Here is a 15,721-nt window from a genome sequence, read left to right as displayed (position 1 = left end):
TGTTCTACTTGTTATCTATATTGTTAATTCATCTTTAATGGATTGTTGAACAATTAGTATTAAATGATGAATAAATAATCAATAAAAATCGTAATTGCTCGTTTAAAAATCAAGACGAGATCACTTTTTTAACAATTTTCACTGCACAAGCATATTGCTTATCGACTAGTTCGCACCAAGTTGGTGCGATAAATTTATAATTTCACTATTTTTGTGCAAACATATGAAATGGGATAAGTAAAAAAGAAAGGAAACTTGCTGCTATAACTTGAATATGTGAATATAACGAATTATTACCCTTGAGACTAAAGTTAGCCTTTATTATGAAAAAACAACCTGTTGCACAAACTTTATCTGTCACTATTGCAGAAGTGATACGTTATAAGATAACCGTTGGGGAGATCACGCCGGGTCAGCGCTTATCTGAAACAACATTAAGTGAAGAACTCGATATCTCTCGAAACACATTGCGAGAAGTATTTCGCGTACTTACGCAGGAGGGTTTATTAACTTATGCCCCAAATAAGGGTGTATTTGTCTCAGTTCCTGATATGGCCGCCATTATCGATATCTACCAAGTTCGCCGACTTATTGAGTGTGATGCATTAACTCATGCATATGCCTTGCATCCATCTGTTCATAAAATGAAAGAGGCTGTTCAAGAAGCTCATGAGCATGAAAAGATAGAGAATTGGGTAGGTGTAGGTACTGCAAATATGAAATTTCATACTGCCATTGTCGAGTTATCCGACAGCGAACGTTTAATTAAATTATACCGTAATGTGTCCGCTGAATTACGACTGGCCTTTGGTCACCTCAATGACCCCAAAATTTTGTATGCTCCCTATATTGATAAAAACCACTCTATTCTTAATTTATTAGATTCTGGCCAAAATTTAGAGGCGGCTAATATGTTGCGGGATTACTTAGACCTTTCTGAACGCACATTACTCGCTGCACTTAAACGGAAACAATCTGCTCTTTGAGTTATTTGAAGTTTGATTTGTCTATTATTTAATTCCTCTATTCCTTACTAATCTCATTACATAAATTTTAGTGAGAAGTCATTTGTAGTAATGACTTTTATATTTTAATAATACCTCATTATTTAGCCATAATTTTATTAGATTAAATTCAATTTTTGTTAACCAATTAAATAGAATGATTTAAACATAAAATCACATTCAGAAACCTTTCCAATAAAAATAAAACTTTTAGTGGCTATTTTTTACTCTATTTAGTTTTATCGGCGAAAAACAAGCACCACAAAAAACCATTTCATTAACAATTTTAAAACATTTACTCCATTTACTTTAAATATTAATTTACCTTCAAAATCCACCAAAAATTCACACATATACATAATATTTAACATAAAAAGTTATTATCACCCTATAATTTAACAAAATAAACATATTGATATAAATTACACATTGTAATTACTCAAATTTATCGAGTTAATAGTTGTAGTTTTCTCGAATATTCGATATAAAATTTATGAAAATAAAAAGACATACATAAAAATTATTAATATAAAAAGAGATTTCATTATGACATTAAACCAAGTGACTAAAAAAAAACCGTTTAAATTTGGCCTAGGATGGCAAATATTGGTTGCTCTTATTTTGGGCGTTATTGCTGGTGCGCTTTTACATGATAATACAGAGTACAAAGATTGGTTGATTTTAAATATTCTTTCTCCGGCTGGAAAAATATTTATTCAGTTAATCAAAATGATTGTTGTTCCTATTGTAATATCGACCCTAATTGTTGGAATAGCAGGAGTTGGTAATACCAAACAACTAGGTTCTCTCGGTTTTAAAACTATCCTTTATTTTGAAATTATTACTACAATTGCCATTATCGTCGGTATCTCTTTTGCCAATATATTCCAACCAGGTGTTGGTATTGACATGTCGCAATTAACTCAAGTCGATATTTCACAATATGAAAAGACCACTCAAGAAGTTGAAAGTCATCCTTCTGGGATCATTAATACGATCCTCACTTTAGTCCCAAGTAATATTTTCGCAGCGATGGCGAGTGGTGATATGCTACCCGTCATCTTTTTTGCTGTATTATTTGGCTTAGGGCTTTCTTCTTTACCTGCTGAAAAAAAACAACCATTGCTCAATGTATTACAAACTTTCTCTGAAACAATGTTCCGCGTAACAAACATGATTATGATGTATGCTCCAATCGGAGTTTTCGCATTAATATCCGTTACCGTTGCTAACTTTGGTTTCTCATCATTAGTTCCTTTATTGAAACTGGTTATACTCGTCCACTGTGCAATTATATTTTTTGCGGTTGTTGTATTAGGATTAGTTGCCCGTTATTGTCGAATAAATATTTTCACTTTAATGAAAATATTGAAAGATGAATTATTACTCGCTTATTCGACAGCCAGTTCTGAAACCGTACTTCCTCGTATTATGGATAAAATGGAAAAATATGGGGCGCCTAAGTCTGTAACAAGCTTTGTTATTCCAATTGGTTATTCATTTAACTTAGATGGCTCGACACTATACCAAAGTATTGCCGCTATTTTTATAGCCCAACTTTATGGTATCGAACTCTCCATTGGGCAAGAACTTATCTTAGTATTTACCCTTATGATCACATCTAAAGGTATTGCTGGTGTCCCAGGTGTTTCATTTGTTGTTCTTCTTGCCACGCTAGGAAGTGTAGGTATTCCATTAGAAGGGTTAGCCTTCATCGCAGGTGTTGACAGAATTCTAGATATGGCACGTACGGCACTTAATGTGGTAGGTAATGCCCTAGCTGCTCTAGTTATTGCCAAATGGGAACATAACTATGACGATAAAAAAGCTCGAGAATATGAAAAAAGCTTTTAGTTTATTCTAAAGTAACTCTATAATAGAATTGCCTTCGATTAATATCGTTATTGAAGGTGGTTCTATTTTTCTCAGTAAATATCCAATTGTTTTGTTATTTTTAGCTTTTATTTATTTAGTTATTTTTACTTATTAGGTGTAATCTACTTCACGTTTTTTTATTATTTCTGATAAAAATTGGTATTTTATAATTAGCGTTACTACACTGAATAAGACTTTTAATTAGCTGCACTTTTTGTTAGCCAAAGCAGGAAACAATGAATCAAATAAGAAGATTTCTTTTGTTTTTAAAAGTACTCCAACACCTAATGGTAATTTTTATATTTTCATTATCATATTTTATGCTACACAGCTGGTTCTAACGAAAAACCCCTTACTAAACAATACAATAATTTATGATTAAAACGAGATAAAACATTCATTTATCTCGTTTTATATTATGAATCTAAAAGAACTATAATACAAAAGAGTTATCAGTAGAAAGCCAACTAATTCCTTTTAATTACGATTGCCTTTACTGCTATAGATAAATATAAGGCTAACTATAAAGTGACACTTCCCCTTCCGGCCTAGTTTTAAACCGTCGGTGAGCCCAAAGATATTGTTCTGGCGCTTTCATAATTTCCGTCTCTAAAACCGCGTTAATTACTGTTGCATCCTGTAATGCATTACAACTTGGGTACCCAGATATTTCTTTTCCCAGTATCAAATCATAATTAACACCGCTCTTATTTCTCAATAATGTTACTGTGAGTGTCGGTGATTTAGATAATTGAGCAAGTATTGATGTTCCCTTTGAAGTGGAACTATTTTTGACAGAAAAAAATGGCGCAAATATCGTCCCTTTTCGTCCAAAATCTTGGTCGGGTGCGAACCATATGGACTTACCATTTTTTAACTCTTGAACCATAAATTTCAAATTTTTACGGTCAATCATTCCTTTACCAGAACGACACCGTCCCTTTGTTTGAATATACTCCATCGCTTTATTATTATGCGGCCGATACATTGCATTAACAGGGAAACAAAGGCCCATAATCCGGCCACCTAACTCAAGTGACATAAAATGAACCCCAACAATTATCACACCTTTGCTTTTCGCTATCGCATCTAAATAATTAGACATTCCTTTTACTTGAAAGAGCTTTTTAACTCTTTTATCACTCCAAAACCAGGCAATTCCAGTCTCAAATAAAGCGATCCCCAAAGATTTTAGATTATCATTTACCAGAATATCTATTTCATTTTTATTTTTGTCCGGAAAACATAACTCTAAATTTCGTTTAATTATTGATACTCTTCTTTTAATAAAATACCGTGAATTGATGCCTAAAAAAGCACCTAACGATATCTGCCATTTATAAGGTAATTGAACCAATAAAAATAAGATAAAAACCCCCATCCATGTGACTAAGTACTTCGGATGGACCAATTTCAGTGAAAATGGGTTTTTGGCGTACATTATATCTCCCAATACTTCGCCTTTGCAGAATGCACGCTATTTTAGACAATATTTAGTCTTTTAAATTCAACATGATTACTACAACAAAATGGGTTTTCACCCACAACTAGCTGAATATCCTTAAAATTCACCTTCTACTTAAGTAGATAACGGTCGGATAACCTTTTCAAAACTATTAAGCAATATTTGATTTTTAGTATGCTAATTAACCAGAAGTTCTGTCGGGTTTCTTTTTCCTCTTCAGAACGATACGCCGATTAAACTAAAAACGTAATCACTTAAACAGTAATGAACTGACAAAATTATCACATATATGGGTTAATTAATCTCATTATTAATATGCATTTTTGTCATTTTACGGATTATTTTGCTTATATTTGTCAATTTAGTCGCTATTCTTAGCAACTTCATGCCACCAACCATAGACTACTATGGGAAAAATAAGCATCAGTAAATTAGCCTAAGATTGTAGTCACTTATAGAGTGGATAGCTCCTCCTCTCATAGGAATGCCACAAGCACCTCTCACCATTCTCCTCACCAATTCTGCCGTTAACCCGAATATCCATCTGAGATTTTAATCTCATCTCAGCCATATCTACTTTCTCATTGTTTTAAAATCATTTGAGTGGTGATGTTCTCAATGTGTTTATTAACAACTAGAAGGGGTAAAGTGACATGAATTATAAGCAAGAAAAAACCCGCTACATCTATGAAATGTAACGGGTTCTTATTTGGTGCCGGCTACCGGAGTCGAACTGGTGACCTACTGATTACAAGTCAGTTGCTCTACCAACTGAGCTAAGCCGGCGAATATGGCGGAGAGATAGAGATTCGAACTCTAGGATGGTTTCCCATCGGCGGTTTTCAAGACCGCTGCCTTCGACCGCTCGGCCATCTCTCCATGGGGCGCGATTATGGAGGAATCCCTGCAACTTGTCTACCCCTGAAAGTAAAAAAATTGATTTTTTTACTTCGTTTGGCTAATCTTCACTCAATCTCTCTCTCTTTCCCAAGAAAAATGGTAATATCTGTGCAAAATCGGTGTCTATCCTTTCTCTAGGCGTATGATTTTTAATCTAATAATATTTTAGCCGACGGGACGACTTGCTACAATTATGTATAAACAATCATTATTAAAGCCAAACACTCTTTTCCGTATTTTCGCAGCATTTATTCTGTTGCTAATAGTGATGCTTTTTTTATCACTATTTAACTACTATCAAGCATTGGTTCAAAGCCGTCAGACAAGTTTGAACAGTATGGCGAGTCGATTAGCCTATCAAATCGAAGATTATCGTTATCAAGCAAGCCATATCTATAAAATTGCCAATGACAAAGCATCGGTTCCTCCTACCGATAATCTCGCAGTAACAGGAATGCGCCATGATATTTTTTGGCTTAGTAGCGCCAACCAATCCATCGATGCCATTGTATTTGGTAATAATAAGCAAACTAGTAATGTTTTAGCTTCTAAACTTGCAAATTATATGGAGATTGTCTGGGGAGCTCATAATGAATATAACTCCATGTATTATCTCAATGGTTTAGACAATACACTAGTCTTAGTGACCACCCATTCAATTCTTAAACCTGAGCTACGATTTAAAGAAAGTTACCTCACCTTGACGGCAGAAGAAAAGCGCGCTGATATGTTGACACAATCAACATTGTTAGATCGACGGGAAATAATTTCAAATATTCAAAAATACTCCCCTGATAACCTTTATTACTATACTTATCGGCTGATGTTTAATTCCCCAGGGCAGTTAACGAGCGTGATATCCTTTGATATCTCGATCAATTCACTGATCCCCCCCAATTTAAATGGGGATTTTTTTACCATTAATACACGCCCTGCAAGCACAGGAAGCAATGAGTCTCATACAACTTGGGTTGGAACTAACCTCATTTTCTCCCACCCTATTGACGGTACCAGTTATCAACTTTATTACCATGTTTCATTAAAAAGCATTATTTTTAATGTCATTAGCTATAACTTATGGCTAATGACTGGCATGCTTATCATGATCTTCTTTGCTTTGCTGATTATGCTCTTTATCCGTAAACGCCTGATTTCTCCCAATACAAATATGCTGCAAGAACTGAATTTTAATGAAGCACTGACTAGCGATATTATCAGCCATATTTCGTACGGTATTTTAGTTTACGACTTTAACACTAACAAAAAAATTCTGAGCAATGACATTGCTAATCAATTATTACCTTCCATGGATCTGGTTCACATTAAAGAAATGGCGATGGAAAACCATGATGTTATTCAAGTTTCTATCGAAAATATTGTCTATGAAGTTGTTCTTGTCAATAACATATCAAAACCCAATACTGTTCTTTTCATTATTATAGATAAAGATAAAGAAGCATTAACCCAAAAACGCCAAGAATTAGCGAATCGCGAATACAAAAAAAATATTCATATGCGTAAAGTTGTATTTGAGAATATGTGTAGTGAAATATTACCTTCACTCATTAAAGTAGATGACAAACTAACCAGATTATCCGAAATTTCCAATATAAATAATCGCGCATTTATTTTAGAAATTGAAAATCAGCTTTTTCATATTAATCGTTGGTTTAAAAATATTAACTTATTAAATCAACTTGAGTCCCAAGCTGACCCCGTAAAAACAGAGCACGTCTCTATCAGTAACCTTGTAAGCCAATTTTTAAAGCAAAACTTATCGCAGTGTAATAACAAAGGGTTAGCGCTTTATTTTCATAATAATCTCAACCCAGATTCACTTATCGTGGCTAATCTGGATTATTTAAAGCAATTAATACAGCTAATTTGGGATTATTCTATTGCAACAACCTCTTTTGGAAAAATTTCATTCACGTTATCTTATGATGCCAGTAAAAATGTCATCTTACTGAATATTAAAGACAGTGGAACTGGCGTAAGCAATCAAGAACTGAGTAATTTGCAAAGCCCCTTTACTGGACAGATTTTAAACTCCTCTAACTTTACTCGTTCCGGTATAACATTTTATTTATGCAAGTTACTGGTAAAAAAAATGAATGGCGCTTTTTCTATTCGCTCTAGTGATGCAATCGGCACGCATTATGAAATTACACTTCCTGCTGCTAAAGAGCTACTCGTCAAGAATTACCCTGCTTTATTGGAAGATATTTGTATACGCTTAAATATACATAATGCCGATATCTCACGGATTGTTAGGAATATATTAACTAATTATGGAGCAGAATATTTGGACTTAAGTGAGAGTTCCCCTCACACCAACTGGGACCTCTTGATAACTGATAATAATGAGGAATATTTTGAAAATATTGTTAAAGTAAATGGTACTCTTTCAGGAATAAACCAATTACAACCTCATTACATCGAAGCTAACTATAATTTTGCTGATGAATTAATTGATGCCATCTCATTACTGATCGAAAACACGGATCATGAACATGAGCATTCTAATAATTTGATTTCTCACAATGTTGATGCTCAAACGGTTTCACGAACCTCGAATGAGTCAATAGAAGATGCAATTGCAAGTTATCAATTAATACTAGCAAATAGTGGATATCGAGATTTGTTTATCACAACAGTACCGATAGATATTAATAAACTGTATAATAGTGAAAGTGTTGAGGATTTGACCGAATTAAAAAACACTGCACATCGTTTAAAAGGAGTTTTTGCTATGCTCGAATTTACTTTTCTTCATAAGCTTTGTGAAGATTTGGAGCGTTTCATAGCAGATGAAAACGGATTGGAAATAAAAAATTGCATTAGCATGCTGGATAATTCAGTCAAAAAACTAATGCCAGAAGGTAACCAATAATATGAATAACCTAAATGTCATTGTTGCCGATGATCACCCTATCGTTCTTTTCGGCATCAGAAAATCACTTGAACAAATTGAATGGGTGAATATCGTAGGGGAATTTGAGGACTCAACCTCTTTGATTAATAACTTAGCACGCTTAAATGCAGACGTGCTAGTTACTGATTTATCAATGCCAGGTGATAAATATGGCGATGGTATTACTTTAATCAAATACATCAAACGGCATTATCCTGATCTATCAATCATTGTTCTCACAATGAACAATAACCCAGCCATTCTTAGCGCAATATTAGAGCTGGATATCGAAGGAATTGTGTTAAAACAAGGCGCTCCAGCTGATTTACCTAAAGCTTTAGCAGCTTTACAGAAAGGCAAAAAATTCACACCAGAAAGTGTGAGTAAGCTACTGGAAAAAGTCAATGCAAGCGGCTACGGCGATAAACGCTTATCACCAAAAGAAAGTGAAGTACTACGTTTATTTGCTGAAGGCTTTTTAGTCACTGAAATTGCGAAAAAACTTAACCGTAGCATAAAAACGATCAGTAGCCAGAAAAAATCAGCCATGCTGAAATTAGGCGTTGAAAATGATATTGCGCTACTAAATTACCTTTCTTCTGTGAGTATTGATAACTCGCCTTCAGAGTGAGCTTCACTTCAACGATAAGACTACACAAATAAAAACCCAGTTATGGGTTTTTATTTTTGCATTCATCTTTAAGTATATTTAACAATAGCGCGTTAAGGTCTCACGTAAAATTGCAATTGTTGTTGGTTTTGATAAACAATCATTCATTCCTGCATTAATACAACGTTGCTTTTCTTCTGCCATTGCATTAGCAGTTAATGCGATCACCGGTAAATTAGACTCTAAGCGCCGCAGTTCTTTTGCCAGCTGATAGCCATCCATATTTGGCATATTTACATCTGTTAAAACAATATCAACATGATGATTATTTAGGTATTTTAGTGCGTCTACCCCATCTATTGCCGTTCCTGTAGTAAAACCGATAGACGCTAATTGTTCACTTAATAATGCTCGGTTAATTGGGTGGTCATCGACAATTAACACATGGTATTCGCCCAACGAATCATCAGCAATCAATGGTTGATTTACCATATTATTTTTCTGCGATTGCTCAATCGTTTTCATGATGGCTTTATCAATTAAAACAGGTAATTTATCTAATTGATATGTGTTACAAATCCATTGGTTAGGTTTTATTTCGTAAAGCTCACCGGCATAAAAACTCGATAACTGGACATGATCTTCACAGATTATACCTTCTGTATACTCATAATCGGTTATTAATAAATTATAATTTTGTGTTTTATCAATTGAGCTATGGCCGACAACCGTAAATTGCTCATGGCTTAACAAACGTAAAAGAAAGTTCATTAAAAATTCATTTCGACACGAAATAGCAATACGATAATGTGCGCGGTATTCTGGAATGTTTTTCTTAATATATTCTTGACCGTATAAAGGAATACGAATAGTAAATGAGCTACCAAGTCCAATTTGGGAACTGACTTCAATGTCACCATCCATGAGGTTAATCAGTTTTTCACAAATCGCTAATCCTAACCCTGTTCCTTTATGACCGATATTATTTTGGTCATGAACTTGAAAAAATGGGTCAAACAACTGCATGACCACGGCATGGGTCATTCCAATTCCTGAATCACGTATTTCAATCTTTAAATAATTCTCATCTTTCCAGACATACAGCAATACAAAACCTGATTCTGTAAATTTAATACTGTTATTAACAATATTAGAAACCACTTGTTGTAAACGCACAGAATCGTTCAAAATGAGATCAGGAATGTTAGGTTCAATATAAGAATATAATGATATTTTTTTCTTAGATACTAATGGCAAGTAGTTCGCTAATACAAATGCAAAAACCTCTCGACAATTAAACAGTTTACTTTCTATTTTCAATTGCTTAGATTCAATTTTTGAAAAGTCCAAAATATCACTAATAATTTGTAATAAAAGCGACGATGAATTATCCATCGTGGAAACTAAGCGTGTCGCTTTCTCAGATAACTCATAACGTTGTAGCAATTCTATATTACCAATAATGCCATATAGCGGCGTTCTTAATTCATGGCTAACTGTCGCTAAGAACATCGACTTAGCATGGTTCGCTTGTTCCGCTGCATCGGCTACATCTTGCAATGATTTTTCCATTTGAACACGAATACTGATGTCTACTAATACACAAATAGCGACATCTTCATTTTGATATCGCGAATTCACAAAGCTAATTTGTAAGTGTGTTCCGTTGGTTGTCACCACATCAATATAATTGCTCGTTTTTTGGCGAATGATGGTTAATATTCGCTGCTTATCATCATCATTTAATAACCGAAAATAGTCATGAGCTAATTCATTACTGAGAATATTGCCTCCATCAGTTAACCTTAAAATGATAATGCCGACAGGTGCTGATGCCACTATTTTGTGATTGAATTGTTCATGCTCTTCAAGCCGTATCGCAGTGTTCTCTGCGGGTTCTAACATTTTCCTTTCAAGCAACCAAATTAAAAAGAAAATTAGCCCTCCCGTAAAAATGTTAAGGACGATGCCATAAAAAATAGTATTTTCTAAGCTAGCTAATATTTCAGACGTCGCAATTGAGAAAATGACCGTAATTTGAGAAGGTGATAAGCGCTTTTTAAAGATTAATTTTGAATAATCGGAGTTAAAACCAAAAAATGAAGGTTCTGAAATATTGAGTAATGCTGAGCTCTTAGGGTTGATATCGATAGGAGAATATAAAACAGGCTGGTTATAATCGTTAATTATGAGTATTTCGACAGCTTTATTTCGGCGTATATTGAACTGATTCAAGTTAATTGAACGTTCTAACCCAATAAACGCAGGCAGCATGTTATCGTGCTTGATTGCCTGAATTAAGTAAACTTGTCCATAATCTGGCTGTGCGCCATGCATAATTGTAAATAAATTACGCTCTTTTCCTTGTAACCTCAAGCCTTGGTAAGTCCGCACACTTTCATAGCTGACTTTTTTGAGTATTTCGATATCAGATATTGTTGAGCGGATCGGGTAATCCACCATACAATAACTTCTTGAACCAACTAAAAAGACATGGTTTAAAGCTTGAGGTGCAGCAATACTCTCTTTCCAAAAATAATTCAGTTGTTCAAAAGCTTGTAAGTAATTCTCTGCTCTATCCCTAAAATAATCACAATCCGTATTCGGCGTTAATTTATAAAAAGAGTAATTAGATGCATTCGGTAATTCGAGAAATTTACTTGGAAGATTCTTTACGTCTGTTGATTCTTGCAGCTTTACTCGATATAGCTCAGTCATTGACTGGATAGAATTAAGTGTCGCTCCCGTTTGTTGGATATAAGCTTGCAGGTTTTCGTAGCCTGAATAGAACTGTTGACGAATATCTGATTTGTATTCATTAAATTGCGAATAAAGGAAAAATAAAGTGATAAAAACGCCCATGCCCCACAACATCAAGCCGAGGATACGAAATAAATCCCGAGAAAGTCTAAGTGATGTTTTAAACGAGGGTAAATATCTCAAGCGCTTTCCTGTATATTCGATACTATGACCGCTAATTATACTCGATTACATGATAAAAAAGCGACTAACATGAAAAGTATTAAAATTAATACATTAAGGTTAGAAACTAAAACGGGTAGCTAATTACGCTACCCGTTCATTAAATTAAACGCGATGATTACTCTTGATCGTAGATATTTGCATCATCAACACCATTTTCTTCAGTGTTTTCATTTGCAATCTCATCATCATTGTTTTCATCGTCATCCGTTTCAGCAACGCGCTGCAAACCAACAACTTTTTCATCTTCAGCGGTTCTAATCAAGGTAACACCTTGAGTATTACGGCCAACGACACTCACTTCAGACACCCGTGTACGAACTAGTGTGCCGGCATCCGTGATCATCATGATTTGGTCTGTTTCATCAACCTGAATCGCGCCAACTACATTCCCGTTTCGCTCACTCACTTTAATGGAGATAACCCCTTGAGTTGCACGAGATTTAGTTGGGTATTCAGCTTCTTCAGTACGTTTACCGTAACCATTTTCTGTCACAGTTAAGATATGCCCTTCTCCACGTGGAATAATCAAAGAAACGACTTTGTCGTTATCCATTAATTTAATACCACGTACACCTGTTGCGGTACGTCCCATAGGACGAACGGCATCTTCAGCGAAGCGCACAACTTTACCCTGAGCTGAAAACAGCATGACTTCGTTTGAACCATCTGTTAAATCAACACCAATCAGTTCATCACCGTCATTCAAGTTCACCGCAATAATACCGGCGCTTCTTGGGCGACTAAACTCTTGTAAAGGTGTTTTCTTCACAGTACCACTCGCCGTTGCCATGAAGACGTTGTAACCCTCTTCATATTCACGCACAGGTAAGATGGCCGTAATACGTTCATCTTGCTCTAGTGGTAATAAGTTAACAATTGGGCGACCACGTGCACCACGGCTCGCTTCTGGTAACTGGTAAACTTTCATCCAATATAAACGACCACGGCTTGAGAAACACAAGATGGTGTCATGTGTATTGGCGACCAATAAGCGCTCAATGAAGTCTTCGTCTTTAGTTCTTGCAGCAGATTTACCTTTACCACCACGGCGCTGTGCTTCGTAATCAGACAGAGGCTGATATTTCACATAACCTTGATGAGATAATGTCACCACTACATCTTCTTGATTAATCAAATCTTCAATATTGATGTCTGCGGTATTTTCTGTAATTTCTGTACGACGAGGGTCGTTGTAGGTATCACGAATAATTTCTAACTCTTCGCGAATCACTTCCATCAAACGTTCAGGGCTGCGTAAAATAAACAGTAAAGCTTCAATTTGCACTAGAAGTTCACGGTACTCTTCCAGTAATTTTTCATGCTCAAGACCCGTTAATTTTTGGAGGCGTAAGTCCAAAATAGCTTGGGCTTGTTGTTCAGTCAGGAAATATTGCCCTTCATGCACACCAAACTGGGGTTCTAACCACTCAGGACGAGCAGCGTCATCACCCGCACGTTCTAGCATCGCAGCAACATTACCCAGATCCCAAGAGCGTGCAATCAGCCCTGCTTTTGCTTCGGCAGGCGTTGGTGCTTTACGGATCAATTCAATAATTGGGTCAATATTAGCCAGAGCGATTGCTAGTGCTTCAAGGATATGAGCACGGTCACGCGCTTTGCGTAATTCGAAAATCGTACGACGAGTGACAACTTCACGGCGGTGACGCACAAAAGCAGCAATAATATCTTTTAAATTCAGTATTTTGGGTTGCCCTTGATGTAGAGCTACCATATTGATACCAAAAGAAACTTGCAATTGGGTCAATGAATATAAGTTGTTTAGTACAACTTCACCCACCGCATCGCGTTTAACCTCAATAACAATGCGCATACCGTCTTTATCCGACTCGTCACGCAGTGCACTGATACCTTCAACGCGTTTGTCTTTAACTAATTCTGCAATTTTTTCAATCAAGCGAGCTTTATTCACTTGATAAGGGATTTCGCTGACAATAATGGTTTCACGACCATTTTTCTCATCGACTTCCACTTCAGCGCTTGCACGGATATAGACCTTGCCACGCCCTGTACGGTACGCATCAATAATCCCACGACGACCGTTGATAATCGCCGCTGTAGGGAAGTCAGGCCCTGGAATATGTTCCATTAAGCCTTCAATACTGATGTCTTCATCTTCTATATAGGCAAGACAACCGTTAATCACTTCACCTAAATTGTGAGGTGGAATATTGGTTGCCATCCCAACAGCAATACCTGAAGACCCATTAACCAAAAGGTTGGGGATTTTCGTCGGCATAACTTCAGGAATTTGCTCTGTTCCATCATAGTTTGGAACGAAATCAACGGTTTCTTTTTCAAGGTCCGCCAGTAGCTCATGGGCAATTTTCGCCATACGGATTTCCGTATAACGCATTGCCGCTGCGGAGTCTCCGTCAACTGAACCGAAGTTTCCCTGACCATCAACCAGCATGTAACGCATTGAGAAAGGCTGTGCTAGACGAACGATTGTCTCGTAAACAGCGCTATCACCATGTGGATGGTATTTACCGATGACGTCCCCAACAATACGGGCAGATTTTTTATAGGGTTTATTCCAATCATTTCCCAATACATTCATCGCAAACAGTACTCTGCGGTGTACTGGCTTCAGTCCATCTCGAACATCTGGAAGTGCACGGCCGACAATAACGGACATTGCATAATCCAAATACGAACTTTTAAGCTCTTCTTCGATATTAACTGGTGTGATTTCTCTGGCAATCTCGCTCATGGAACCACTGTCCCTCATAACTTCGGATTCAAAGAGTAGAACTATACCACAATTCGCCAATTTAATAAAAATAAGAGACGGGTATTTGTCTTCCAAGCTATGTATAATAGCGGAAAATTAAGTTTATGTGTCCGAAACTTGAGGGTTTATCAATTAATAACTGCAATAATTGCATTGTTGTTTATATTTTAGCCATCAATTCTTATCGGGCCGCTATTTCCCCCCTATTGAGCATAGTTTAAATATAGTTATCGTTAATAGGCTTTAGGGAATAGGTTAAAAATAGGAGCTTTTTTGTATGAATGACACCCAGACCCCAACGTACCTTAACGTCGATAAACAAGAAATCGAGAAATTTGAGTCCATCGCTTCCCGTTGGTGGGACCTAGAAGGGGAGTTTGCCCCACTACACCGCATCAATCCATTACGTTTAGGTTATATTATGCAGCGTGTAGACGGTGTTTTCGGTAAAAAAATTCTTGATGTTGGTTGTGGCGGTGGCATTTTATCCGAAAGTATGGCGCGTGAAGGTGCAGAAATCACCGGTCTTGATATGGGGGCTGAACCCTTAATGGTCGCACGCTTACATTCCCTTGAGTCCGGTGTTCCGGTTGAATATGTCCAAGAAACCGTCGAACAGCACGCTGACAAGCACCCTCAAGCCTATGATGTTGTTACATGTATGGAGATGCTTGAACATGTTCCAGATCCTCAGTCTGTCGTTAGAGCTTGCGCTAAATTAGTGAAACCAGGTGGACACGTTATTTTTTCAACCATTAACCGCAACAAAAAAGCATGGTTAATGGCTGTTGTCGCCGCTGAATATATTATGAAAATCGTGCCTAAAGGGACTCATGATGCCAACAAATTTATTCGCCCTTCTGAGTTAATTGGCTGGATTGACGGAACACCACTGAAAGATAAACATATCATAGGGTTACACTTCAACCCATTAACGGATAAATTCTGGCTAGGGCCAAATGTTGATGTAAATTATATGCTGCATACTGTGAGCGAATAGTCATTTAGTCGTGAAAAGAATAAATCACAAGCAGTACGTTTAAGAAAGCAGCAAACGATCGCATTTTACAAAATTTATTTTAGTCCTCATGTCGGAAGCATTTTTTTTATTAATGCCTTTTACCATGCAGCTTACCGACATGATCTGTTTTCTTATCCAACCAGTTATCCACAAGATCCCTCTAATTTGTTCACTTGATAAAATCACATATTAACA

The 15,721-nt window shown here is 36.3% G+C and carries 8 protein-coding genes and 2 tRNA genes; 5 read left to right on the top strand and 5 right to left on the bottom strand.

What is annotated here, in order from left to right; translation table 11 throughout:
• The first annotated feature begins 323 nt into the window (after nt 1–323).
• The gene (locus PSE60_RS04285) at nt 324–986 is read left to right on the top strand and encodes a GntR family transcriptional regulator (RefSeq protein ID WP_272664651.1); all 663 of its coding nucleotides are present in this window, start codon (nt 324–326) and stop codon (nt 984–986) included.
• A gap of 564 nt (nt 987–1,550) precedes the next feature.
• Nucleotides 1,551–2,858 (top strand): glutamate/aspartate:proton symporter GltP, encoded by a 1,308-nt coding sequence (gene gltP / locus PSE60_RS04280; protein WP_272664650.1) that lies wholly within the window; start codon nt 1,551–1,553, stop codon nt 2,856–2,858.
• A 538-nt stretch (nt 2,859–3,396) separates the two neighbouring features.
• Here the strand turns inward: gltP and lpxL are convergent.
• From lpxL to PSE60_RS04265, 3 genes are all read right to left on the bottom strand, one after another.
• Nucleotides 3,397–4,320 carry an LpxL/LpxP family Kdo(2)-lipid IV(A) lauroyl/palmitoleoyl acyltransferase gene (gene lpxL / locus PSE60_RS04275; protein ID WP_272664649.1) on the bottom strand — a complete coding sequence of 308 codons (924 nt, stop codon included), beginning with the start codon at nt 4,318–4,320 and terminating at the stop codon, nt 3,397–3,399.
• 734 nt (nt 4,321–5,054) lie between these two features.
• A tRNA-Thr gene (locus PSE60_RS04270) sits at nt 5,055–5,130 on the bottom strand.
• A 5-nt stretch (nt 5,131–5,135) separates the two neighbouring features.
• Nucleotides 5,136–5,223: transfer RNA gene (locus PSE60_RS04265), tRNA-Ser, on the bottom strand.
• A gap of 214 nt (nt 5,224–5,437) precedes the next feature.
• Here PSE60_RS04265 and rcsD point away from each other — a divergent pair.
• Together rcsD and rcsB are read left to right on the top strand one after the other, a co-directional pair.
• Nucleotides 5,438–8,137, top strand: a complete 2,700-nt coding sequence (rcsD, locus tag PSE60_RS04260; RefSeq protein ID WP_272664648.1) for a phosphotransferase RcsD — start codon at nt 5,438–5,440, stop codon at nt 8,135–8,137.
• A 1-nt stretch (nt 8,138) separates the two neighbouring features.
• Entirely contained in the window at nt 8,139–8,789 is a 651-nt protein-coding gene (rcsB, locus tag PSE60_RS04255; RefSeq protein WP_004259923.1) for a response regulator transcription factor RcsB, read from the top strand.
• A 78-nt stretch (nt 8,790–8,867) separates the two neighbouring features.
• On the opposite strand, the gene rcsC is transcribed toward rcsB, so the two are convergent.
• Nucleotides 8,868–11,654, bottom strand: coding sequence for a two-component system sensor histidine kinase RcsC (gene rcsC / locus PSE60_RS04250; RefSeq protein ID WP_371031989.1), 2,787 nt, complete (start codon nt 11,652–11,654; stop codon nt 8,868–8,870).
• Between the two features lie 214 nt (nt 11,655–11,868).
• Complete coding sequence (gene gyrA, locus PSE60_RS04245; RefSeq protein WP_272664646.1) at nt 11,869–14,484, bottom strand: DNA topoisomerase (ATP-hydrolyzing) subunit A; 2,616 nt, start codon at nt 14,482–14,484, stop codon at nt 11,869–11,871.
• Between the two features lie 298 nt (nt 14,485–14,782).
• On the opposite strand from gyrA, the gene ubiG reads away from it, so the two are divergent.
• Nucleotides 14,783–15,505, top strand: a complete 723-nt coding sequence (gene ubiG, locus PSE60_RS04240) for a bifunctional 2-polyprenyl-6-hydroxyphenol methylase/3-demethylubiquinol 3-O-methyltransferase UbiG (protein WP_272664645.1) — start codon at nt 14,783–14,785, stop codon at nt 15,503–15,505.
• Nucleotides 15,506–15,721 lie beyond the last annotated feature (216 nt).

The organism is Providencia sp. PROV174, assembly GCF_028480685.1.
In the GTDB taxonomy this organism is placed as follows: domain Bacteria; phylum Pseudomonadota; class Gammaproteobacteria; order Enterobacterales; family Enterobacteriaceae; genus Providencia; species Providencia rettgeri.
The sequence above is the reverse complement of the archived record's forward strand: the minus strand, read 5'-3'. Positions and strand labels throughout refer to the sequence as shown.